Origin of the sequence: Spirillospora sp. CA-108201 (assembly GCF_050936235.1) — a bacterium.
Taxonomy (GTDB): domain Bacteria; phylum Actinomycetota; class Actinomycetes; order Streptosporangiales; family Streptosporangiaceae; genus Spirillospora.
The window spans coordinates 5010261-5032705 of the sequence record NZ_JBNJNE010000001.1 but is presented as its reverse complement, the minus strand read 5'-3'; the positions used below and the strand labels follow the sequence as shown (position 1 = coordinate 5032705).

Genomic DNA, 22445 nt, shown 5'->3' with positions numbered 1-22445 from the left:
GGTCAGGGCCAGCCGGGGTGGTCAGGGCCAGCCGGGGTTGGTCAGAGGTAGTCGGCGGTGTTCCTGACGGTGCCGAACCGTGGGAACGTGCGGCGCACGGCGAAGTCGTGCTCCTCGGCGGTGCGGTCGGACATCGCGTCCGCGACGAACTCCAGCTCGTAGTCGTGGTCGCTCGCGACCCGCGCGGTCGACTCCACGCCCATGGTCGTGACGAGCCCGCCGAAGACGAGCGTCGTCACTCCCCGCTCCCGCAGGCGCTCGTGCAGGTCGGTGCCGTGGAACGCGCCGATCGTCCGCTTCACGACGACGATGTCGCCGGGCTCTTCGAGTCCGGGCGCCACCTCGCTGCCCGCGGGCTGCTCGGCGATGTTCGGACGCTCGACGCGCACGAGCGCGACCGGCCGCCCCTGCGCGCGGAACGCGCCGGCGAGCGCCCGGCAGCGGTCGAGGACGTCCTCCCCGGAGTGGGGGGCGAGCGGCAGCGCCAGGATGCGCGGCATGAGGTCGATGAGGACGAGCCCGGAAGACATGAAGATCATTTTAGGGCGGCCGCGGATGCGGCGGGGGTCAGTCCCAGCGGGCGCCGCGCTGGCGCTTCACGTTGCTGCGGCGCTTCTTGTTCTCCAGCCGCCGCTCGTTGATGCCGCGAGGGATCTTCTTGGGGACGCGCTTCTTCGGGGGAGGGGCCGTCGCCTCGGCCAGGAGGGTCGCGAGGCGGGTGCGGGCGGCGTCGCGGTTGCGCTGCTGGGAGCGGTACTCCTCGGCGCGGATCGTGAGGACGCCCCGGACCAGCCGGCCGGAGAGGCGCTCCAGGGCGCGGGCGCGCAGCGGCTCGGGGAGCGACGGCGAGTTCGCGACGTCGAAGGAGAGTTCGGCGGCGGTGGCGCTGGTGTTGACGTGCTGCCCGCCCGGCCCCGACGAGCGGGAGAAACGCCAGCCGAGCTCGGACTCCGGAATGGAGACCGAGCCTCGGATGTGGATCTGGGCGGGCATGCCCCCATTGTCGCAGGGAAGGATCGGCCCGGTCGCGTCAATTTCGCTCCGCCGCTCCCGCGACGCCCGTCCCACGGCTCGACTGGCGTCAGCTGAAAGTACTTACTTACAATGGGCGCCATGACCGCGCCTGCCGATGCCCACGCCGACCCCGGCGCCGATGAAAACGGACTCTTCCAGGACGACGACCTCATCCGCGTCGTCACGCGGGAGGGCGTGCTGATCGCCGCGGGCGGGGCCGCGTCGTTGCTGCAGACCGCGCATCCCAAGGTGGCGCAGGGCGTCTACGACCACAGCTACACGGCGGACGACCCGCTGCGCAGGCTGCGCAACACCATGGGGTGGCTCTACGCGGTGCAGTTCGGGACGCGGGAGGAGGCCGAGACCTTCAGCGCCCTGGTGACCAAGGGGCACTCGACCGTCACGGGCCCCGGCTACGAGGCGAACGACCCGGAGTTGCAGGTGTGGGTCGCGGCCACGCTGTTCGCGGTGGCGGTGCAGTTCTACCAGGCGGTCTTCCGGCGGACGTTCACCGACGCGGAGCTGGAGGAGTTCTACCGGCAGACCAAGATCTACGCGACGATCCTCGGCTGCCCGGAGGACCGCATGCCGGGGACCTATCCGCTCTTCCGCGAGTACTACGCGAGCATGCTGCGGAGCCTGGAGATCACCGACGCGTCGCGGGCCATCGCCGAGCAGGTGCTCAACCCGAGGCTGCCCGGCGGTCCGCTGCACGCACCCGGACTCGCGGCGATCCGTCTGCTCACCGCGGGGCTCATGCCCGCGCCGATCCGCGAGCAGTACGGGTGGAGATGGGACGCCCGGAGGGAGCGCCGCTTCCGGCTCCTCGTCGGGTCGATCGCCCTCGTGTACCCGCGCCTCCCACTGCGCCTCCGCACGCTGCCGCGCGAGTACTACCTCCTCACGACACGACGCATGCTGACCAAACTCAACCGCCGCCCCATCCCCAAGCCGCGCCCCACACCCCCAAGTCACGACTAATCCCAAGGGCCGGGGGCGTGTGTGAGCGGCCGCGTGACTCACAGGCAGGTCACGCGGCCGCTCTCCCTTGCTCGGTCCTCCCGCCCGGCCCGGCCGGGAGGACCTACTGGCCCGGGTCGCCGTCCGCCGCCCGCTCCCCCCAGAGCCCTGGCCGGACGGCGTCCCGGGTCAGACCGATGCGCCGGCGATGATCGCGTCGGCGGCCTTCTTGGCGGAGTCGACGGGGATGGCGAAACCGACCCCGATGTTCCCCTCGCTGCTCCCGGACGTGGCGATGGCGGTGTTGACGCCGATCACCTGGCCCGCGGCGTTCACCAGCGCGCCGCCGGAGTTGCCGGGGTTGATGGCGGCGTCCGTCTGGATCGCGTTCTTGATCACGGTCTGCTGCTGTTGCGACAGCTGTCCCTGGAGGCCCGGCGGGAGCTGCTGCTGCTGGTCGCCGCCCTCCTGGATCTCGCGGCCGAGGGCGCTGACGATGCCCGACGTCACCGAGCCGTCCAGCCCGAGCGGGCTTCCCACGGCCAGGACCTGGTCACCGACGGCGACGCTGCGGTTCGCGCCGAGCGTCGCGGGCTTGAGGCCCGACACGCCCCGCGCCTTGACCACGGCGATGTCCTCCGCCTTGTCGGCGCCGAGGACCTCCGCCGACGCGGTCCTGCCGTCGCTGAACTTCACCGCGACCTGCTGGGCCCCCGACACCACGTGCGCGTTGGTGAGGATCACCCCGTCCGAGCGCAGGACCACGCCCGAGCCGCCCTCCGTGCCGGACGCCGTCCGCGCCTGGATCGACACCACGCTCGGCTGGACGGCGGCGGCGACCTGCGCGGTCGTGCTCTTGGACGTGACCCCCGAGACGGCCGTCGGGCTCGCGTAGACGGTGCTCTTGTGCGTCAGCGCCAGCACGGCGCCCGCGCCGGCGCCGCCCGCCCCCAGGGCCAGCGCCATCGCGGCCCCCACCGCGGCGAGCTTGCGCCGTGCCGTGCCGAACATCCCCGTGCCGAACATCCCCGGGCCGGCCGTGCTGGTGCCGAACGCGTCCGTGCCGGGCGCACCCGCTGCGAAACCCCCCGGGGCGGCGAACATGCCTGGACGGGACGGCGGCGTCGGCTGCTGAGACGGCGGGACGGTGCCCGTCCACTGCGGGTGCGGCTCGAAGCCGGGCCTTCCAGGGCCTGCCTGCTGCCCGTGCTGTGCCTGCTGCCCGTGCTGTGCCTGCTGCCCGTGCTGTGCCTGCTGTTCATGCTGGGCGTGTCCGCCGGGCTGGGCGTGCTGCCCGGGGGTGCCTGGCTGTTCTGGTTCGCCCGGCTGGTCGTGTCTGCTCGGCTCCCAGGGCTGCTGCTGCGGCCGGTCGGCGTTCATCGGATCCCCCTGTCGCTCTCTCACCATGAAGAGTGCGCCCCGGGTCTGCAGGCTGCCTGGAGCCAACCTGAAAGTGTGCTGAACGCCTATATGTCTTGAAGAACCCGCATGTAATGGAAAAGCGGCCGAAGGGTGGTCCCCTCCGGCCGCGGTGACCGGTCCGTCGCCGGGACTCGCCGGTCGTGCTCGCCGGTCGTACTCGCTGGTCGTGCCCGCTGGTGGTTCGCGAAGTTGGCCAGGGCGCGGCCTCCCGCTCCCCGTCGAGACCGGGGCGCGCCCTGTGAGTCCATTGGAACCCACGATCCTGAACGTTTCCTGAATGCCGCCGGCGTCTTCCAGAAGCCGTCTCTAGTCTTCCGCCAGCGGAAGGACGACCGAGAACGTCGCGCCCTCGCCGGGCGCGGAGTCGGCCCGGACGATGCCGTCGTGCGCGGCGACGAGGGCGGCGACGATGGCGAGGCCGAGACCGGCGCCGCCGTCGTCGCGGGAGCGTCCTTCGTCGGAGCGGTAGAAGCGCTCGAAAACCCGCTCCACCTGCTCGGGAGCCAGGCCGGGTCCCTGGTCGACGACGGCGGCGACGGCGGCCGGCTCGCCGCGCAGGGTGCCCGGCGACAGCCGCACCTCGACCGGCGTGCCCTCCGGCGTGTGCGTGATCGCGTTGGTGAGCAGGTTGCCGAGGACCTGCCGCAGCCGCGGCTCGTCCCCCAGAACCTGGTACGCCATGCCTCCCTCGACGGTGAGATCGATCGTGCGCTCGGGTGCCAGGACTCTCGCCTCCTGGACAGAGTCGGCGGCGACGGCGAGCAGGTCCACCGGACGCCGCTCGATCGGGCGCTGGCGGTCCAGGCGGGCGAGCAGCAGCAGGTCCTCCACGAGCAGGCCCATCCGGGACGCGGTCTCCTCGATCCGGCCGATCAGCCGGTTCAGCTCCTCGGGGGAGCGGGCCGCGCCCTGCCGGTAGAACTCCGCGAACCCGCGGATCGCGGTCAGCGGGGTGCGCAGTTCGTGGCTGGCGTCCGCGACGAACCGCCGCATCCGCTCCTCCGAGCGCCGCGCCGTCTCTTCCGAGCGCCGTGCCGTTTCCTCCGAGCGCCGTGCTGTTTCCTCGGAGCGCCGTGCTGTTTCCTCGGAGCGCAGGGCCGTCTCCTCCGAGCGCCGGGCCGCCGCCTCCGACTCCGCGCGTGCGCCGAACGCCGCCTCGATCTGCCCCAGCATCGTGTTCAGCGACCGTCCGAGCCGGCCCATCTCCGTCCCCGGATCGGCCTCCGGGACGCGCCGGGACAGGTCGCCCGCCGCGATCGCGCCCGCCGTCTCCTCCACCGCCGACAGCGGCCGCAGGCTGGCCCGGACGACGCCGACGCCGACCACCGCCAGTACCGCCAGCACCGCCAGCCCGACGATCGCGTCGATCACCACCAGCCGCTGGACGGTCCGGTCGATCTCCTCCAGGCTGAACGCGAGCACGATCACCGCGCCGCCGGGGATCGGCTCCGCCAGGATCCGCCAGGTCGACCCGCCGGTCCCGGTCACGGTGAACGGCCGGTCGACGTGCTTGTTCAGGTTCGCCGGCAGACGCGGATGGCCGGACTCGCTCCACGCCAGGTTCTGCCCGAGCGAGCGGCCGTCGGTCGTGCGGACCTGCCCGAACATCTCGCTCGGGATCCGCACGGTGATCCGCGTCTGCCCGCTCTGCAGCTGCGGGACGACCTGGTCGACCGCCCGCCCGACCGAACCGCGCAGCTGGTCGTCGGCCCGTCCGACGAGGTACTGCCGCAGCACGGACGCACCCGCCGCGCTCATCACGGTCATGCCGAGCGTGACCAGCACGAGCATCCCGGCGATCAGCTTGACGCGCAGCGAGGTGCGGGCCCACAGCCGCACGAGCCCCCCCGCGGGCGCCGCGCCGCCGTCGCCCCGCCGCGCGGAAGGGGCGGCGGCAGCCGGGGAGGCCCGCGTGGCCATCAGCCCGTTCTCGACGGTTCGCGCAGCACGTAGCCGACGCCGCGCAGCGTGTGGATCAGTCGGGGCTCGGTGTTGTCCACCTTGCGGCGCAGCGCGGACACGTACGACTCGACGATGCCCGCGTCGCCGCGGAAGTCGTAGTTCCACACGTGGTCGAGGATCTGCGCCTTGGACACGACCCGGCCCGCGTTCGCCATGAAGTAGCGCAGCAGCTTGAACTCGGTCGGCGACAGCTGGACGGGCCTGCCGCCGCGCCACACCTCGTGGCTGTCCTCGTCCAGCTCGATGTCGGCGAACACCATGCGCGGCGGCGGCTCGGTCACGCCGCCGCGGAACCGGCGCAGCACCGCCCGGATGCGGGCGATGACCTCCTCCAGGCTGAACGGCTTGGTGACGTAGTCGTCGCCGCCGATGGTCAGCCCCTTGATCCGGTCCTGGACGGCGTCCCGCGCGGTCAGGAACAGCACCGGGGTGTGGTCGCCGCCGGACCGCAGCCGCCGCGCGACGTCGAACCCGTCGATGTCGGGCAGCATCACGTCCAGCACGATCAGGTCGGGACGGTGCCGCCGCGCCGACCGCACCGCGTCCGCGCCGTTGGTGGCGGTGATCACGTCGAAGCCGGTGAAGCGCAGGCTGCCGGCGAGGAGCTCCAGGATGTTGGGCTCGTCCTCGACGACGAGCAGCGTCGCCTCCGCCGCCCTTCCGCCGTTCGCCGTACGTTCAACCACTGGCACAGTCCCCTTCCACATCATCGCAGAGGCTTCCATCCCAACCTGAATGCCCCCTGAACGCGGGCAGAGGAAAGGTTGAGCGCCCGCGCCGGACAGGTGGATCGCACGGGACCGCACGGGACCGCGCGTGCCCGCGCTCGGGGCGCCCAGGGCCCGTCTCGAAGTGGCTTCGGCCGCGAACGCGTGACCCGCCCGGTGCGGCGAAGCCGGAGTTGAGCGAAACCGGAGTTGAGCCGAACCGGGCTGATCGCGAAGTGATGCCGCGTTCGCTCAGGCCTGGTCACGTAGCGAGCCGCCAGGCGAGCGAAGCGGGCCGGGACTCGCGAACGCAGCCTAGTCGCGGAGGGCGCGGATCGCCCGCATCGCCTCGCGGCGGGCGTCCCCGGACAGCACGTCGATGTAGACCGCGCCCGCCAGGTGGTCGCACTCGTGCTGGAGGCAGCGGGCGAAGTAGCCGGTGCCCCCGACGCGGACGGGCCTGCCCTTCACGTCCACGCCCTCGACGACGGCGTGCTGGTGGCGGGGGGTGTCGAAGCGCAGGCCGGGGACCGACAGGCAGCCCTCCGACTCGACCACCCGCTCGCCGTCGGCGGCCACCAGCGTCGGGTTGACGACGTGGCCGATGTGGCGGCGCCCCCGGTCGTCCTCGCAGTCGTAGACGAACAGCCGCAGGCCGACGCCGATCTGGTTGGCGGCGAGGCCGGCGCCGTCCTCCTCGTACATGGTGACGAACATGTCGTCGACGAGGCGCTCCAGGGACGCGTCGAACGTCCGGACCGGGTCGCACTCGGTGCGCAGGACCGGGTCCCCGAGAAGCCTGACCGGGCGGGCGGTTCCGCGCGGATGGGTCCGTTTGCTCACGATCAAGATCCTATATAACGCCGGATCCCGGAAAACGCGTCGGGCGGTGCGCCCGGCCTGCTCAGGACCCGGCGCACCGCCCGACGGCGGCATGCACGCTCTACAACTCGCGCTCGCTCTTGCTCTTGCTCTACAGCTCGATGGGGCCGCGCTGCTGGGGCGGGATGGGGGTGGTCGCGGGACCGCCGGAGTCCTCGTCCGGGCGGGAGGGCTTGGCCTGCGGCGCGGGGGCGTCGGCGGCCGGGGACGGCTCGGGCTTCTTGACCGGCGGCGCGGTCTGCGGCGGGCTGGCCTGCGGCGAGGCCGTCGGCACGGGGCTCGCCTGCGGCGGGCTCGACTTGGCCGGGCCGGTCTGGGACGGGCTCACCTGTGACGGGTCGGTCGGCGACGGGCTCGTCTGGGACGGGCTCGCCTGTGCGGGGCTCGTCGCCGCGGGGCTCGGCTTGGCCGGGCCGGGCTGCGCCGGGCTTGCCTGAGCCGGAGCGGCGGGAGAGGCGGGCTTGGCCGCGGCAGGCTTGGCCGGGGCGGGCTTGGCGGGGGCCGGCGCCGGCTTGGCCCCGGACGCGGGCTGCGCGGGGGCCGCCTGCGCGGGCTGCGCCTGCTTGCGGGGCACCGGGCTCTGCCGGACGGCGTCCTCGACCATCTTCTCCAGCGGGCCCGCCTCGTTCTCGGCGGTCAGCAGCCGGTGCAGCGTGTCGCTGATCTCGGTGAGGCGCTGGAGGGCCTGGGTGTGGTTCTTGGTGAGCGCGGTGAGCCGCTGGGTGGCGCCCTCGTTGATCACGCTGGCGCGGCGCTCGGACGCGGTGAGGGTGCGCTCGGCCTCCAGCCGGGCACTGGTCACCGTCTGCTCGGCCTCCTGCTTGGCGGACGACAGGACGCTGTCGGACTCCTTCTCGGCGGAGGCGAGCACGTGCTCGGCCTTCTCCTGCGCCTGCGCGAGGTTCCGGTCGGCGTTGGAGCGGGCCTCGTCGATGATCCGCTTGGACTCGCGCTCGGCGTCCTTGCGGATCTCGCCGCCCTTGGCCTCGGCCTCGGCCAGCTTCTCCTGGGCCTCGTCCTCGGCGAGGTTGATGATCTGCCGGAGCCGGTCGCTCAGGTCGTCGCCGGTCGGCTTGCGGGCCTCCCGGACCTCGGCCATCTCACGGCGGATCCGCTCGACCTCGTCCTGCGCGCGGGCGAGCCGCGCCTCTAGTTCACGGTGCTTCTGCTGGGCGCGGGCGATGTAGTCGTCGACCTGGCGGCGGTTGTAGCCGCGCATGACGATCTCGAAGGACTCTTCTTGGAGGAGGTTCGGCAGGATTTCGGCTTCGTTGCTCATGATGCCTTGGGGGTCGTTGGCGGGGGTCGGCGCCCCGTCAGGGTCGGTTGAGTTGCGATCCTCACCCGCCGGTGAGCGGCCCACGGTGGGAAACGTCAGGACGACTCTTGTCCGGTCCACCCCATTCGCGCAACCGGAACGCACTTCTCGCTGCCGTTTCGTCACATGGGCGTGCGCGACAAACTATCCAATCTACGGAGAAAACGCTCCACCGGGGGCCGACTACCATCGGCGCCATGAGCTACCTGGGAGCCTTGGGCGAGGACCGGCCGGAGATCGATCCCACCGCGTGGGTCGCGCCCGGCGCGGTCGTGGTCGGACGGGTGACGCTGGGCCGCGCGTCCAGCGTCTGGTACGGCTCGGTGCTGCGCGGCGACGACGAGGAGATCGTCGTCGGCGAGGAGTGCAACATCCAGGACCTCAGCTGCATGCACTCCGACCCGGGCATGCCGGCCGTCCTGGAGGACCGGGTCAGCCTCGGCCACAAGGCGATGGTGCACGGAGCCCATGTCGAGACCGGCTCGCTCATCGGCATCGGCGCCATCGTGCTGAACGGCGCCCGCATCGGCTCCGGGACGCTCATCGCGGCCGGCGCGCTCGTCCCGCCCGGCAAGAAGATCCCGTCCGGGGTGCTCGTCGCCGGCACCCCCGGCAAGATCGTCCGAGAGTTGACCGACGACGACCGCGCCGTCCTGCGGTACACGCCCGAGGTCTACATCCAGAAGGCCGAACGCCACCGCACCGCCCAGTGGGCCTGAACACGCCCGGCTCTGCAGCACGGCGCCGCCGAGTGGGCTGAACGGCGCCGCCCAGTAGGCCTGAACAACGCGGCTCTGTGGAACAGCTTGGGGAACCGCGCGGCTCTGAATAACAGCGCTGCCGAGTGGGGGCTGAACGGCGCGGGCCTTGTAGGTCGGCACTGCCCAGTGGGCTGAACGGTGCGGCTCTGTGTGACGGTGCGGCTCTGTGTGACGGTGCGGCTCTGTGTGACGGTGCGGCTCTGTGGAATGGCTCTGGGAGAACAGCGCGGCGTTGTGGAGCGGCGCTGCCGAGTGGGCTGAACGGCGCGGGTCTGGTGGGACGGCGCTGCCCAAGGGGCCTGAACGGCGCGGTTCTGGGGGACTCGGCCTTGCGGGGGCTGGACGGCGCGGGTGGAAACGGGGGGCGGGGCGGAGTGTGTTGCGGCTTGCCGGATCTGGTTGTTTCCCTGCCTCTGATAATCGTCTGACCTGCGAGAACGTGCGGAAACCGCGGCTGGGGGGAGCCTCGGCCGGATTCTGCTGACTACGATGACCATCGTGGTGTGGGGACCGGGCTATGGCAGTGCTCCGCCGCCCAGCCCCCAGGCGGGGCACGATCCGTTCGCGGAGGCAGAGCGCGACACGAGGGCGATGGTGGCCGCCGCGTGGTGGCCGTCGGCGCCTCCGCAGCAGCGCCATCACGCCATCGCGGGACGCATGCTCGTCCTGCCCGACGGGACGTGGTGGCTGTTCGGCGCCTGGGCCCGCTGGTACCGGCTGCACCCGTCCGACGGTCAGTGGTACCTGTGCCCGCCGCCGCGCATCCCCACCGTCCGGATGGCCGGGCGGCCCGCGCAGCAGGGGGCCGGGCAGGTCCCGGCGCTGCCGCCGCACGTCATCCCGGCGGGGCCCGACTTCTCCTACGATCCGCCTTCCGGGCTGCCCTTCGTCGCGCACGGGTTCGCGACGGAGCTGACCTCGCGGGTCCGCTCGACCGTGGAGTCCGCCGCCACGCTGGCGGCGCCCGACTACCCGCACTGGTGGCGGGAGTTCACGAGCGAGACGCCGTCCACCGTCGCCGTCGCCTGGGGCGTGATGCTGTGGTGTTCCGCCGCGCCCGCGTTCGACTCGCGGCTGGACGCCCAGATGCTCGACCTGTGGAAGCCCTACCGCGCCAGGCCCCTCCCCGACGTGGACGGCCCGCGCTGGCTCACCCCGCCCGCCCTGGAGACGCTGGTCGCGCTCTACGCCGAGCGGCTGCGCGCCAGCCGGGTGGACGCCGCGGTGGTGGTCCTGCGGACGATGTGGGCCGTCGCCAGCGCGCTCCGCGACGACGTCCGGTTCCAGGTGAGGGCGGACGCGCTGCTCGCCATCCTCGGCGCCACCCTGTCCAACCCGACCGTCGACTACGGCGCGCTGCCCTACGGCGACCAGGCGATCGTCCAGCAGTGGCTGACGCGGTGCCCGCCCAACCTGGTGCCCGCGCTGAGGAACGAGAGTTCGCCGGGCGACAACTTCCGGCACGCCTTCTACACGCTCAGCGAGCTGATTGCCGACCTGTCGGGCGACCCCGCCGAACCGGCCTACATCGAGCCCCGGCTCGTGGCCGCCGCCCTGCTCGCCGCCGACCTGGACGTCGTCCGCAAGGACATGGTCGGCACCATCGTGCCCTGGCTGGACCCTGAGATCCGCTACAGCGTGCAGGCGGTGTCGCAGCAGAAGGGGCACCCGCTGCGCCGCCTGTGGCCGCAGGACATGCGGCTCCCGGAGCCGCTGAGGTCGGCCGCCGGATCCGGTCCGGGTGCCGAGTCGCTGCTCGCCGCCATGTACGAGGTCGACCTGGCGTGGTGCCGGCTCGGCGGCATGCCCGCCCGCCCGCGCGGCTTCCCCGTCCCGACGGCGGTCGTCGCGGGGATCATCGGACGCGACCGGGCCCGCGCCACGGCCGCCGCGCCGACGAGCGCGCCGCCGTCCAATCCGGCGCCGCCGCAGCCGTCCCCGTTCAACATGCCGAGCCAGCCCGGCCTGGCCCCCGGCGCGTCGCCGCAGGAGGCGTCCGGGGCGAACTTCGCGCCGTCCGAGCCCGGCCGCCCGTTCGTCCAGCCGCCCGCCCAGCCCGGCTGGGAGAACGCGCCCGGCCCGGCCGCCGGGCATGCCCCCGCGCCCAGCCATGGCCAGCAGGCCGCGTTCGCCTCCCCGCCGCCCTCGGGGCCCCCGGGGTTCGCGTCCCCGGACCCGGGGATGGGCGGCCACTCGCCCGCCGAGGAGGACAGGGACGACGGCAACGTCGCGCCGCCGTACACCGAGTTGGGCTTCCAGCGCCACGGTGCTGTGCCGCCCGCGCCCGGGCAGAATCCGGCTCCGCCGGCGCCGATGCAGAACCCGGCGCCCATGCAGAATCCGGCCCCGCCGGCGCCGATGCAGAGTCCGGTTCCGCCCGCGCCGGTTCCGGGCCAGCCGGTCGCGCCCGAGCCGGTCCAGGCGAGTCACACGCCCGGGCCCCCGCAGGAGCTCGGCGGTTTCTCCCCTCCGGAGGAGGAGAAGCAGGACGAGAACTTCGTGCCGCCGTACACGGTGCTGGGATACCAGCCCGCGGGCTCGGCTCCGCCGCCCCAGCCGAACGCGCAGCCGAACATCCCGCCGGGCCCGGCGAACCCCGCGCCGCCCGTGCCCGAGCCGCAGCCGCAGGCCTTCGATCCGTACGCGACGCGCATGGAGGACCAGGGCGGCCCCCCGCAGCCAAGCCAGCAGGGCCAACCGGCCCAGCCGGGCCAGCCGGGCGCACCGGGCCAGCCGCCGGGGACGCGCATCCTCGGCCCGGGAGACATCGAGGACGCCCCGCCAGGCCCCGTGCCCCCCAGTCCCGTGCCCCCCGTCCCTGGGCAGCCCGTCCCCGGCGGCGGCCCTGGGACGAAGGTCATGTCCAGCACGATGGTCGGGGGCTTCGACTTCCTGGACGACACGCCGTCGCCGGACCAGCCCGTCCACGAGATCCCGCCGCCGAGCGACCGCAGCACCCGCCGCGTCCTGGAGCGGTTCGGGTTCGGCTTCGTGTACGGCGAGCACGACGCGGCCGTGCTCCTCGGCGACCTGAAGGCGCAGGCCGAGGTGTGGAAGGCCCCGGCGGGCGACGACGTCGAGCGCACCCGCGTGGACGGCGCGCCCAGTTCGATCAGGTCCGGCGTCCCCGGCGTGCTGCTGGTCGGCGCCCCGCACTCGGGGCAGCGGCGGCTCGCCCGGATGATCGCGCTGACGCTGGCCAACGCGGGGCTCGGCGACGGGTCGATCCGCGCCCACGACGCCGAGGACGTCCGCAACGCGCCGCCGGACCGGCTCGGGCAGCTGCTCGGGCAGCCGGGTCCGGTGATCCTCTTCGAGCGGCTGGACGTGGCCCTCGCCGGCACGTCCGACCCGGCCGCGCTCGTCGGCGCGGTGCGGCGCGCCCGGCGCGACCCGGTGAACACCACGCCGGTGATCGCGACCTGCGAGCCGCGCGCCTACAAGCGGATGCTGCAGGACCATCCGAAGCTCGTGCAGTCGTTCCGCGTCCACCGGCTGCCCGACTTCGGCGACCTCGACAACCGGATGACGCTGCTGCACCTGCTGGCGGAGGAGCGGCGCGTGACGATCGGCGCGGCGGCCCTGGAGGTGGTCCGCGCCGACCTGGAGCGGCTGCGCGGGCCGGGCGACCTGGTCAACGCGCGGCTGGTCGAGGCGTACCTGGACCAGGCCGCCCAGCGGAACATGGAGCGCGCCGGGGCGTCCCACGACCGGCTCGTGCTGACCCCGGACGACCTCACAGGCGTCGCCGAGGGCATCGAGCCGGCGCTGCGCCCGCCCGGCGACATCGACGGCTACCTGCACCGCCTCGACCAGCTCACCGGGCTGGAGGACGTCAAGGAGGCGGTGGCGGAGCTCGCCGAGGAGGCGGGGCTCGCGGCCGACCGGGCCCGGTACGGGATGACCGACGGCGACGCGCGGCACCTGGTCTTCACGGGGCCGCCCGGCACCGGCAAGACGACCGTCGCCGGCCTCGTCGGCGGGATCTACGCGGCGCTCGGGCTGCTGAACTCCGGGCACGTGGTCGCCTGCCGCCCCGTCCACCTGGCGGGGCGCGACCGGGTCGACACCGAGAACCGGGTCGCGAGCATGATCGAGCAGGCGCTCGGCGGGGTGCTGCTCATCCAGGAGGCGCACCTCCTCGACCGGTCGCCCGGCGTGGTGGGGGAGCTGCTGCGCCACATGAAGCAGGGCGCGGAGGGCCAGGGCAGGGCCCGGTTCATGGTGGTCTGCTCCAGTCCGGCGGCGGAGATGGAAGGCTTCCTCACGGGCAACCCCGCCTTCCGCGCCGAGTTCGGGCGGACTTTGGAGTTCACCGGGATGGGCGACCGCGACATGGTCCAGCTCTTCCAGAGCTACGCCGAACGCGACCTCTACATGCTGGACGAGGAACTGCGCGTCGAGCTGCTCAACCGGTTCTCGCGACTGCGGGACGACCCGCAGTTCGCCTACGCGCGGACGGTCCGCGTGCTGTTCGAGCAGACGGTGGCGCGGCAGGCGGCGCGGCTCGCGGGGGCCGACGTCAACGCCGCGACCGTGGCCCGGCTGACGGTCCGCGACCTGCCCGAATCGCCGCTGGAGCAGATGCTCGGAGGCTTCCACCAGGGAACGCAGCCGGGCTTCCGGCAGGAGCGGTGACCGACCCCGTTCGCGCACACTCGTCTGACGGCCCGTGGCTCATACGTGCCGTGTCTCATAGGTACGCCTCGTCCCGTTGGCACCATTTGACATCATGCCTCATGGGCGATTTGTCCCATGGTCAATGGGCCATGCGCATCAGATCGGCACCACCTGGGAAGGCTAGACAGTCCGGGGTGCGGGCTCCTGAAACCGGGTGTGCGGCCGTCCGGCGGTGCACGCGGACCTCCCCCGGACGGGCAGGGGCGAGGTGGCCCTCGAATGGCCCTCTTGGGTCATGTGCCCGCCGCGCCGAGACGCGTAGCCTCGACGTCGGGTGTGGGGAACGAACGGAGGTGGACGCGGTGCGCCAGAATCTCGATCTGCGCGTCCACGACCGCGTCGCGCTGGATGAGATCGAACTCTATGCCGAGATGCTCGGCGCGGTGGCGGCGGCGGAGCGGCCGCTGACCATCGCCGAGATCGACATGGTACTCGGAGTTCGGTCCGGCGACGCCGGTCGGCGTGAGCTGACGCCACAGGATTGAAGCACCGTAACCGGGGACGCCGTTTCGGGGCGTCCCCGGTTCGTCATTTCAGTCACGCCGAAGCTTGCCGCCCAGGTAGCGGCACTGTAACGAATCTCACTCTTGATCATCGCTGTCGGTGCGCTCAGGCCCCCCGCACGGCCCGAAACGGCGAACCTTCCTCCAGATACGGGCCTTCTCGCGGGGTATGTACCTCCTGATCTAGGGCAACCTTGTAGGTGAGAGGATGGCGGACAGCAGCCGAAGCCGGGGCAAAGGTTCTTTTTACGGCTGGTTGCGCCTACGATCCTCAGCGGACTGTTCCGGCACATCAGGAGAACGACGTGCGCTTGCGTCTCACGCCGCGTGAGGACAGCTTCTACGACATGTTCGCCGACTCGGCGAACAACCTGGTCACCGGCGCCAGGCTGCTCGTGGAACTCATCAGCGACGGCGCCGACCGGGCGGCGATCGCGGAGAAGATGCGCGCCTGCGAACACGCGGGCGACGAAAACACCCACGCGATCATGCGACGGTTGAACGAAACGTTCATCACGCCCTTCGACCGCGAGGACATCTACCGGCTGGCCTCGACGATCGACGACGTCATGGACGAGATGGAGGAGGCCGCGGACCTCGTCGTCCTCTACAAGATCGACGAGTTTCCGAAGGGCATCGTCCACATGGTCGAGGTCCTGGAGCGCGCCGCCGAGCTGACCGCCGAGGCCATGCCCCGGCTGCGGTCGATGAAGGAGCTCAACGAGTACTGGATCGAGATCAACCGGCTGGAGAACCAGGGCGACCAGGTCTACCGCAAGCTGCTGGCCCAGCTGTTCAGCGGCGAGTACGACACCCTGACCGTGCTGAAGCTCAAGCAGGTCATCGACCGGCTGGAGGACGCCGCCGACGCTTTCGAGCACGTGGCGAACACGGTCGAGACCATAGCGGTCAAGGAATCATGAGCGCTGCCGAGGACCCCGGCGCCACCCTCACCCGAGAGTCCCCGGCCACCGCCGAGACGCTGGGCGAGCAGGCGACCCGCCGGGTCTCCGGACGCGCCTGGCTGCTCCTCCTGGCCGGCGTGCTGGTCGTCATGATCGCGGGCGCGCTCGGGCTGCGGTCCGGCGCGCAGATGGCGGTGCTGATCCTCGTCGTCGTGGTGGCCCTGGTGTTCGACTACACCAACGGGTTCCACGACGCGGCCAACGCGATCGCCACGGCGGTCTCGACCCGGGCGCTCACCCCGCGGGTGGCGCTCGGCATGGCCGCGGCGATGAACATGATCGGCGCGCTGCTCGGCGTCGGCGTGGCCAAGACGATCAGCGAGGTCATCACGCCGCCGACCGGCCTGCACGGCCTCACCGTCGTCGCGGCCGGAGTGCTGGGCGCGATCACCTGGAACCTGATCACCTGGTACTTCGGGCTGCCGTCGTCGTCCTCGCACGCGCTGATCGGCGGGGTCGTCGGCGCCGGACTGGCCTCGCTGTCGGAGGTCAACTGGTCGAGCGTCGTCGACAAGGTCGCGGTGCCGATGGTGGTGTCGCCGGTGGTCGGGTTCTGCCTCGCCTACCTGGTCATGGTCGCGATCCTGTGGATCTTCCGGCGGTCCAACCCGAGCCGGGTCGGCCGCCGCTTCCGCATCGCGCAGACCATGTCCGCCGCGTCCCTGGCGCTCGGCCACGGTCTGCAGGACGCCCAGAAGACGATGGGCATCATCGTCCTCGCGCTGGTCACGACCGGGCACTCGGACGGCAACTCGGTCCCCTGGTGGGTCATCATCGCGTGCGCGGGGGCGCTGTCGGCCGGGACCTACGCGGGCGGCTGGCGCATCATGCGCACGCTGGGCCGCAAGGTGATCGAGGTCGATCCGCCGAAGGGCTTCGCCGCCGAAGCGACCGCCTCCGTCGTCCTGTACGCGACCGCCTTCATCTGGCACGCTCCAATCTCCACCACCCACACGATCACCTCGGCGATCATGGGGTCGGGGGCCACCAAGCGGCTCTCCGCGGTCCGCTGGGGCGTCGCCGGCAACATCCTCGTCGCGTGGGTGCTCACGATGCCCGCGGCCGCGGCGGTGGCGGCGGCCGTCTACTACGTCGTCCACTTCTTCGGCGCGTGAGCCCCGGCTCCCCAAGCCGAAACGCTGAGCCGACACGCGCGCGGCCCGTGCGCCTGGACGCCCCTGAGGCGCCCGGCACACGGGCCACGCGTGCTCCCAGCCCCGAGACCACGCCCACCGACCCGGAACCACGCGCACCGGCCCGAGATCACGCTCGCCGCCCCGAGGCTGTGCTCGCCGGGCCGAGGTCGTGCTCGCCGGGCCGAGGTCGTGCTCGCCGGGCCGAGGTCGTGCTCGCCGGGCCGAGGTCGTGCTCGCCGGCCCGGAAGCATGCTCGCTCGGCCGAGATCATGCTCGCCGGGCCGGCGTCACGCTTGCCGAGCGGAGGCTGTGCTCACGGGGCCGAGGCCGTGATCACGGGGCCGGAAAGCAATGCTCTTTGGGCCGAGATCGTGCCGCTGTTCCGCGACCATGCTCACCGGCCGGAAAGCATGCTCACTGGCCGGAGATGCGGTTCAGCGCGGGCGGGGAGATCGTTCCCTGGGCGGTGAAGTAGGCGACGAACGCGTCCAGGTCGATGGCGCCGAGGACCTGGTCCTTGCCCTCGGTGAAGACGGAGAAGCCGTCACCGCCGCCGAGCAGGAAGTTGTTCGCCGCGACCTTGTAGGTGGCGGCCGGGTCGACCGGGGTCCCGTCGATGGTGATCGCCGAGACGCGGTCGCCGACCGGCCTGCCGCGGTCGATGGTGAAGCGCAGGTTCGCCGACGGCTGGAGGATCTTCTCGCCCGCGGCCGTCCACTGCTGCTCCAGGAGGGCGTCGATCTGCGCGCCCGTCAGCGACGTCACGCCCATCACGTTGCTGAACGGCTGCACGGCGAACGCCTCGCCGTAGGTGACGACCCCGTCGCCCTCCGAGCCGCTCGCCTTGTAGACGAGGTCGGTGCGGACGCCGCCCGGGTTCATCAGCGCGACCTGCGCGCCGAGGTCCTTGGTCCCGGCGAGCTGCCCGTCGGCGATGACGTCGCCGAGCGCGGTCTCGCCCGCGGGGGACGGGGTCCGGGTCAGATCCGCGGTGATCTTGCCGATGGGCTTGTCGGCGATCACGGAGACCCGGTCCTTCCAGGTCTGCACGAACGTCTGCGTCGCCGGGTCCGGCGGGACGTCCCGCGTCACGACGTGGTTGTCGGCGTTGACCGAGGACCGGACGACGTCGCCGGTCCGCCGGTCCACCTTGAGGTTCACCTCGGTGATGACGCGGCCGAAGGAGGAGCCGGAGGAGAACAGCCGCGCGTTGCCCGCCGGGTCCTTGACCGAGCAGAGGTACTGCTGGTGGGTGTGCCCCGACAGCACCATGTCGATCTCGGGGTCGGCCTGCTGGGCGATGCGCGTCCCGGCGCCGGGCACGACGCCGCACTCGTCCGGCCGCTCGCCGGACTTGACCTGGTCGCCCTCGTGCACGAGCACGACCATCGCGCGGACGTGCCGGCGCTTCAGCTCGCGCGCGGCCCGGTTCGCGGCGTCCACCTCGTCCTGGAACTTCAGGTCCTTGATGCCCTCGGCCGTGACGATGCTCGGGGTGGTCTTGGTGACGAGGCCGATGAAGCCGACCCGGACGCCGTTGACGCGGCGGATCGTCCACGGCCTGACGGCGGGCCGGTCGTTCTTCTTCAGCAGGACGTTCGCACCGAGGTAGTCGAACTTCGCGCCGCGCCACTTGCCCGCCGGGGAGCAGCCGTCGACGGGGTGGCAGCCGCCGTTCTGGATGCGCCGCAGCTCCTGGTAGCCCTCGTCGAACTCGTGGTTGCCGACCGCCGACGCCGTGACGCCGGCGTCGCCGAGGAACTGCACGGACGGCTCGTCGTGGTAGGCGGCCGAGATCAGCGGCGAGGCGCCGATCAGGTCGCCCTGCGCGACGGTGAGGGTGTCGCGGTTGCGCAGCTGCTTGAGGTGCGCGGCGACGTAGGCGGCGCCGCCGGCGGGGACGGAGGCGCCGTTCTCGTCGATCGCCGTCCCCGAGCTCCCGGACGGGGGTTCGAGGTTGCCGTGGAAGTCGTTCAGCGCGAGAAGCCGCACGGACGCGGTCGGCGCGGGCCGCGCGGCGGCGGGTTGCGCGGCCACGCCCACGACTGTCAGCCCCGCCGCGGCGCAGGCCAGAAAGGTGCGTCGTCGAATCATTCTGAGGACGCTAGATTCGCCCGGCATACGCAACCCAGCAACCTGGTGACGTTTCTGTGACAAATCGAACAGCAGATGCGCCGTCCGGGTCGCGACGCCGGTCGGACGGGCGGGCTGCTGTCCGGGCGGGGTGTTGTCCGGGCGGGGTGCTGTCCGGGCGGGATGTTTTTCGGGCGCGGTGCCGACGGTGGGCGGGCTGTTCGGGCGCGGTGTTGTTCGGGCGTGGGTGCTGATCGGCTGGGGCGCTGATCAGGAGCAGCGCTGACTGGGGGGGCGGCCTGACTGGGGGGCGGCCTGACTGGGGGGCGGCCTGACCCGGGGTCCGGGCTGACCCGGGGTGCGGGCTGATCGAGGTGAAGCGGAGATCGGGCACGGCGGTTAAAGGGGCACGGCGGTTATTGGGGGTGCGGCGGTCATCGGGCTGTGGGCGGGGCCGGTCAGGATGCGGGGTGTGCAGAGTGAGGTTGGTCAGGAGTGGGCGCCGGGTTGGGGCGTTCGCGGGGCAGGTATTGGCGTCGGCATAGGGTGTGGGACGTGAGTGAGCTGCGGGCGCGCGGGACGCTGGGGGACGCCGAGGTGGCCGGGGCGCTGGAGTTGGCCAGGGTCGCGACCGATGCCGACGGGGTGGGCCCGCTGTCGGAGCACGCCCTGCTGGCTCTGCGGGGCGGACGGTCCGGGCTCGCGGTGTCCGACGGCGGGACCGTCGTGGCCTACGCGCACTTCGATCCGGCTTCCGAGGAGGAGCCCGCGGCCGGCGAGTTGGTCGTCCACCCGGAGTGTCGGCGCCGGGGGCACGGACGGGCGCTGCTGCGCGCTCTGCGTGACGAGGCCGGCGGGCCGCTGCGAGTGTGGGCCCACGGTGATCTTCCGGCGGCGGCGGCGCTCGCTTCCGCCGAGGGGATGGAGCGGTCCCGCGTGCTGTTCCAGATGCGCCGCCCGGCGGTCGACCCGCTGCCGGAGGCTCGCGCCGCCGAGGGCGTGACGCTCCGCGCCTTCGAGCCGGGCCGGGACGAGGCGGCCTGGCTGGAGGTGAACGCCCGCGCGTTCGCCGACCATCCGGAGCAGGGCGCCTGGACGATGGATGACGTCCGCGAGCGCGAGGCCGAGGACTGGTTCGACCCGGCCGGCTTCTTCCTCGCCGAGCGGGACGGACGGCTCGCCGGCTTCCACTGGACGAAGGTGCACCCGGGCCGCGTCGGCGAGGTCTACGTCGTGGGCGTCGACCCGTCCGCCCAGGGCCTCGGACTCGGCCGCACGCTCACCCTGCGTGGCCTGCACCACCTGCGCGACATCGGCATGGACCAGATCATGCTCTACGTGGACGAGTCCAACACCGCCGCCGTCCGCCTCTACGCCTCCCTGGGCTTCACCCACCACGCCGTAGACGTCATGTACACCACCACCAAGTAACCACCCCGCCGCACGACGCTCCCAGCCTCAGACCCGGCCGCACCCCACGATCACCCCCACTGCGGCCCCTTCGGCCGCACGGGCACCCCGTGATCACCTCCCGATGCAGCCCGTCCCTGCTGAATGTCGCCCTTGCTGAACGGCCACCTGGTCGCAGTGCGCTCACCGTCACGCGAAGGCCCCCGGTCACGCGAAGGCCCCCGGTCACGCGAAGGCCCCCGGTCACGCGAAGGCCCCCGGTCACGCGAAGGCCCCCGGTCACGCGAAGGCCCCCGGTCACGCGAAGGCCCCCGGTCACGCGAAGGCCCCCGGTCACGCGAAGGCCCCCGGTCACGCGAAGGCCCCCGGTCACGCGAAGGCCCCCGGTCACGCGAAGGCCCCCGTCACGCGCAAACTCTTACCGAACGGCCCTCTCCGCATGATCGCTCCCGCCGCAGAGCCGCCCTCCGCACGACCACCCCGGCCACAAGAAGGTCCCGCCACACGAAGGTCCCTGCCGTATGAAGGGCCCCGCCACACGAAGGCCCTCGCCGCACGGCAGCCTCTCCTGCATGGCCGCCCCGGGCCGGACGGCTGTTCCGCGCCCCGCTACGTGGCCCCCAGTTACAGGGCCCCACCACGAGGCCGCTCTTTCGCCGCATGGCCGAGCCTCGGAGGCAGCACCGGCTCCGCGCCCTACGGATGGACCCGGCGATACGAAGCCTCCGGTGAACGGCCCGCCGCACGGTCCCCCGCCACATGAAGGCCCTGCTGGACGTCGTCCTCGCTGCATGAAGCCCTTGAACGGCTCCTCCTTGCCGCAGGGACGCCCTGCGCACGACCTTGCCTTCGCCGTGCGGAGGCCCCTGCCGTGCGGAGGCCCCTGCCGTGCGGAGGCTTTCCGTTGCATGATCGCTCCCGTGCGGGCACCTGCCGCGTGGGCGCTATGACCCGCGGCCGCGCTCGGAGCGTGCTTGCGGCCCTGGGCCCTCATCGTGTGGGTGCTTGTCGGCGTTTGAGTGCTTCTGGCTGTGTGGGGCTTGTCGCTGGGGCAGGGGCTGTGGCCCTTCGGGCGGGCCGTCCTCGTGTGGCGGCCTAGCGGGTTTGAGAGTTCCGCTGCTTCGTTAACTCCGCCATCGTGTCGGGTTTGCTCTCGTGTTAGCTCTCGCCCTCGTTCGAGCGTTCGGTTCGGTGCTGCTCTGCGGCCTCGAACCGTGCCTGCCACCTGGGGCGACCCGTGGTTCCCCGGATGCCCGCCGGTCAACCCTGCCGGGGGATGTCTCGACCGGGATTTTGGGGTGATGAGCTGCGATGTTAACCCGGCGGCCACGGCAAATCGGGGCATTCTTCGCAACTGTGCTCGTCTGCGTTCATTTGCCGTTCACCTGGATCGGGGCGGCTGGTCACCTCGCCTGCCTAGCGTCGCATTCGACGGCGAACCCGTCGTCCGGTCGACATGGGCCGGGGCGGCTCGGGAGACCCGCCCGACGAAACTCAAGGAGACCCTCCGGTGAAGAACGGTTCCCGACTCGCCGCCCTCGGCGGTGTTGTCGTAGCGGGGGCGCTGGCCCTCTCCGCCTGCGGGAGCGACAACAACACGACGGCGAGTTCGAGCGCTGCGCCGTCCGGCGACATCGACTGCGCGAAGGCCAGCGTCAACGCTGCCGGGTCGAGCGCGCAGAAGAACGCGATGGAGGAGTGGACGAAGCTCTACTCCTCCAAGTGCGCGGGCGCCAACCTGAACTACAACCCGAGCGGCTCGGGCGCGGGCATCCAGGCGTTCACGAGCGGGCAGGTGGCGTTCGCCGGCTCCGACTCGTCCCTCAAGCCCGAAGAGGCCACCGCCGCGCAGAAGCGCTGCCAGGGGAGCAACGCGCTGAACCTGCCGATGGTCGTCGGCCCGATCGCGGTCGTCTACAACGTGCAGGGCGTGGACGGTCTCAAGGTCTCGCCCGAGACGCTCGCGAGCATCTTCTCCGGCAAGATCAAGACCTGGAACGATCCGGCGATCGCCAAGGAGAACGACGGCGCCAAGCTGCCGTCCGAGCCGATCAAGCCGATCTACCGCTCGGACGAGTCCGGCACCACGGAGAACTTCACGAACTACCTGAACACCACCGCGCCGAAGACCTGGACGTGGGAGAAGGCCAAGAAGTGGCCGAACTCCACCGGCCAGGGCGCGCCGAAGTCCGACGGCGTCACCAGCCAGGTGAAGAGCACCGCGGGCGCGATCTCCTACGTGGAGATGTCGTACGCGGAGAACAACAAGCTGCAGACCGCGCACGTCAAGAACGGCGCGGGCGAGTTCGCCGAGCTGTCGCCCGACAGCGCGTCCAAGGCCGTCGCCGGGGCGCAGGTCACCGGCACCGGCAACGATGTCGCGCTGAAGATCGACTACGCGACCAAGGAGCCGGGCGCCTACCCGATCGTCCTGGTCACCTACGAGATCGCGTGTGAGAAGGGCCTGCCGTCCGAGCAGAGCAAGTTCGTCAAGTCCTTCCTCACCTACACCTCCAGCGCGGACGGCCAGAAGATCCTGACCGACAAGGGCTACGCGCCGCTCCCCCAGAGCGTGCTGACCAAGGTCCAGGCGTCCGTGAAGGCCCTGTCCTGACAGCAGAAGACGGGAACCGCAGCCCCGCCGCCGAGAAC

Annotated in this window: 17 protein-coding genes; 9 read left to right on the top strand and 8 right to left on the bottom strand. The window is 72.1% G+C overall.

Going from position 1 to position 22445, the window contains the following annotated elements; all coding sequences use genetic code 11:
• Positions 1 to 41 precede the first annotated feature (41 nt).
• On the bottom strand, positions 42 to 530 hold the full coding sequence (locus ACQEU6_RS24205) for an isochorismatase family protein (protein ID WP_499335228.1): 489 nt from the start codon (positions 528 to 530) through the stop codon (positions 42 to 44).
• Between the two features lie 37 nt (positions 531 to 567).
• Positions 568 to 993 (bottom strand): alternative ribosome rescue aminoacyl-tRNA hydrolase ArfB, encoded by a 426-nt coding sequence (gene arfB / locus ACQEU6_RS24200; protein ID WP_499335226.1) that lies wholly within the window; start codon positions 991 to 993, stop codon positions 568 to 570.
• A gap of 120 nt (positions 994 to 1113) precedes the next feature.
• Here arfB and ACQEU6_RS24195 point away from each other — a divergent pair, with 120 nt between their 5' ends.
• The gene (locus ACQEU6_RS24195) at positions 1114 to 1995 is read left to right on the top strand and encodes an oxygenase MpaB family protein (protein WP_499335224.1); all 882 of its coding nucleotides are present in this window, start codon (positions 1114 to 1116) and stop codon (positions 1993 to 1995) included.
• A 168-nt stretch (positions 1996 to 2163) separates the two neighbouring features.
• Here the strand turns inward: ACQEU6_RS24195 and ACQEU6_RS24190 are convergent, their stop codons facing one another.
• A complete protein-coding gene (locus tag ACQEU6_RS24190) occupies positions 2164 to 3078 on the bottom strand; it encodes a S1C family serine protease (protein ID WP_499335222.1) in 915 nt (304 codons plus the stop codon).
• 60 nt (positions 3079 to 3138) lie between these two features.
• Here ACQEU6_RS24190 and ACQEU6_RS24185 point away from each other — a divergent pair, with 60 nt between their 5' ends.
• Positions 3139 to 3453 (top strand): hypothetical protein, encoded by a 315-nt coding sequence (locus ACQEU6_RS24185; RefSeq protein ID WP_499335221.1) that lies wholly within the window; start codon positions 3139 to 3141, stop codon positions 3451 to 3453.
• 249 nt (positions 3454 to 3702) lie between these two features.
• Here the strand turns inward: ACQEU6_RS24185 and ACQEU6_RS24180 are convergent, their stop codons facing one another.
• The 4 genes from ACQEU6_RS24180 to ACQEU6_RS24165 all read right to left on the bottom strand — a co-directional run bounded on the left by ACQEU6_RS24180 (position 3703) and on the right by ACQEU6_RS24165 (position 8226).
• Complete coding sequence (locus tag ACQEU6_RS24180; protein WP_499335219.1) at positions 3703 to 5316, bottom strand: sensor histidine kinase; 1614 nt, start codon at positions 5314 to 5316, stop codon at positions 3703 to 3705.
• Positions 5316 to 6044, bottom strand: coding sequence for a response regulator transcription factor (locus tag ACQEU6_RS24175; RefSeq protein WP_499335217.1), 729 nt, complete (start codon positions 6042 to 6044; stop codon positions 5316 to 5318). The genes ACQEU6_RS24180 and ACQEU6_RS24175 overlap by 1 nt, the downstream gene beginning before the upstream one ends.
• Before the next feature lie 336 nt (positions 6045 to 6380).
• A complete protein-coding gene (gene def / locus ACQEU6_RS24170) occupies positions 6381 to 6908 on the bottom strand; it encodes a peptide deformylase (RefSeq protein WP_499335216.1) in 528 nt (175 codons plus the stop codon).
• 130 nt (positions 6909 to 7038) lie between these two features.
• Positions 7039 to 8226 carry a hypothetical protein gene (locus tag ACQEU6_RS24165; protein ID WP_499335215.1) on the bottom strand — a complete coding sequence of 396 codons (1188 nt, stop codon included), beginning with the start codon at positions 8224 to 8226 and terminating at the stop codon, positions 7039 to 7041.
• A 236-nt stretch (positions 8227 to 8462) separates the two neighbouring features.
• On the opposite strand from ACQEU6_RS24165, the gene ACQEU6_RS24160 reads away from it, so the two are divergent.
• The 5 genes from ACQEU6_RS24160 (at position 8463) to ACQEU6_RS24140 (ending at position 16289) form a co-directional block, all read left to right on the top strand.
• Entirely contained in the window at positions 8463 to 8984 is a 522-nt protein-coding gene (locus ACQEU6_RS24160) for a gamma carbonic anhydrase family protein (RefSeq protein WP_499335213.1), read from the top strand.
• 531 nt (positions 8985 to 9515) lie between these two features.
• Positions 9516 to 13664 carry an AAA family ATPase gene (locus ACQEU6_RS24155; RefSeq protein ID WP_499335211.1) on the top strand — a complete coding sequence of 1383 codons (4149 nt, stop codon included), beginning with the start codon at positions 9516 to 9518 and terminating at the stop codon, positions 13662 to 13664.
• Between the two features lie 335 nt (positions 13665 to 13999).
• Positions 14000 to 14191 carry a hypothetical protein gene (locus ACQEU6_RS24150; protein ID WP_499335209.1) on the top strand — a complete coding sequence of 64 codons (192 nt, stop codon included), beginning with the start codon at positions 14000 to 14002 and terminating at the stop codon, positions 14189 to 14191.
• 323 nt (positions 14192 to 14514) lie between these two features.
• The gene (locus ACQEU6_RS24145; RefSeq protein ID WP_396083675.1) at positions 14515 to 15132 is read left to right on the top strand and encodes a DUF47 domain-containing protein; all 618 of its coding nucleotides are present in this window, start codon (positions 14515 to 14517) and stop codon (positions 15130 to 15132) included.
• A complete protein-coding gene (locus ACQEU6_RS24140) occupies positions 15129 to 16289 on the top strand; it encodes an inorganic phosphate transporter (RefSeq protein ID WP_499335206.1) in 1161 nt (386 codons plus the stop codon). The genes ACQEU6_RS24145 and ACQEU6_RS24140 overlap by 4 nt, the downstream gene beginning before the upstream one ends.
• Before the next feature lie 435 nt (positions 16290 to 16724).
• Here the strand turns inward: ACQEU6_RS24140 and ACQEU6_RS24135 are convergent, their stop codons facing one another.
• Positions 16725 to 18404 carry a bifunctional metallophosphatase/5'-nucleotidase gene (locus tag ACQEU6_RS24135; protein WP_499335205.1) on the bottom strand — a complete coding sequence of 560 codons (1680 nt, stop codon included), beginning with the start codon at positions 18402 to 18404 and terminating at the stop codon, positions 16725 to 16727.
• Positions 18405 to 18938: 534 nt separating this feature from the next.
• On the opposite strand from ACQEU6_RS24135, the gene mshD reads away from it, so the two are divergent.
• Positions 18939 to 19814 (top strand): mycothiol synthase, encoded by an 876-nt coding sequence (gene mshD, locus ACQEU6_RS24130; protein WP_499335202.1) that lies wholly within the window; start codon positions 18939 to 18941, stop codon positions 19812 to 19814.
• A 1489-nt stretch (positions 19815 to 21303) separates the two neighbouring features.
• A complete protein-coding gene (pstS, locus tag ACQEU6_RS24125) occupies positions 21304 to 22407 on the top strand; it encodes a phosphate ABC transporter substrate-binding protein PstS (RefSeq protein WP_499335199.1) in 1104 nt (367 codons plus the stop codon).
• The last annotated feature ends 38 nt before the right edge of the window (positions 22408 to 22445 follow it).

What these genes read in the sequence shown, in the direction of transcription:
- ACQEU6_RS24190 (WP_499335222.1), bottom strand. Translation starts at nt 3,078, where the DNA reads ATGTTCGCCGCCCCGGGGGGTTTCGCAGCGGGTGCGCCCGGCACGGAC.
- ACQEU6_RS24155 (WP_499335211.1), top strand. Translation starts at nt 9,516, where the DNA reads ATGACCATCGTGGTGTGGGGACCGGGCTATGGCAGTGCTCCGCCGCCC.
- ACQEU6_RS24140 (WP_499335206.1), top strand. Translation starts at nt 15,129, where the DNA reads ATGAGCGCTGCCGAGGACCCCGGCGCCACCCTCACCCGAGAGTCCCCG.
- ACQEU6_RS24195 (WP_499335224.1), top strand. Translation starts at nt 1,114, where the DNA reads ATGACCGCGCCTGCCGATGCCCACGCCGACCCCGGCGCCGATGAAAAC.
- arfB (WP_499335226.1), bottom strand. Translation starts at nt 993, where the DNA reads ATGCCCGCCCAGATCCACATCCGAGGCTCGGTCTCCATTCCGGAGTCC.
- ACQEU6_RS24180 (WP_499335219.1), bottom strand. Translation starts at nt 5,316, where the DNA reads ATGGCCACGCGGGCCTCCCCGGCTGCCGCCGCCCCTTCCGCGCGGCGG.
- ACQEU6_RS24135 (WP_499335205.1), bottom strand. Translation starts at nt 18,404, where the DNA reads ATGATTCGACGACGCACCTTTCTGGCCTGCGCCGCGGCGGGGCTGACA.
- ACQEU6_RS24165 (WP_499335215.1), bottom strand. Translation starts at nt 8,226, where the DNA reads ATGAGCAACGAAGCCGAAATCCTGCCGAACCTCCTCCAAGAAGAGTCC.
- ACQEU6_RS24160 (WP_499335213.1), top strand. Translation starts at nt 8,463, where the DNA reads ATGAGCTACCTGGGAGCCTTGGGCGAGGACCGGCCGGAGATCGATCCC.
- ACQEU6_RS24205 (WP_499335228.1), bottom strand. Translation starts at nt 530, where the DNA reads ATGTCTTCCGGGCTCGTCCTCATCGACCTCATGCCGCGCATCCTGGCG.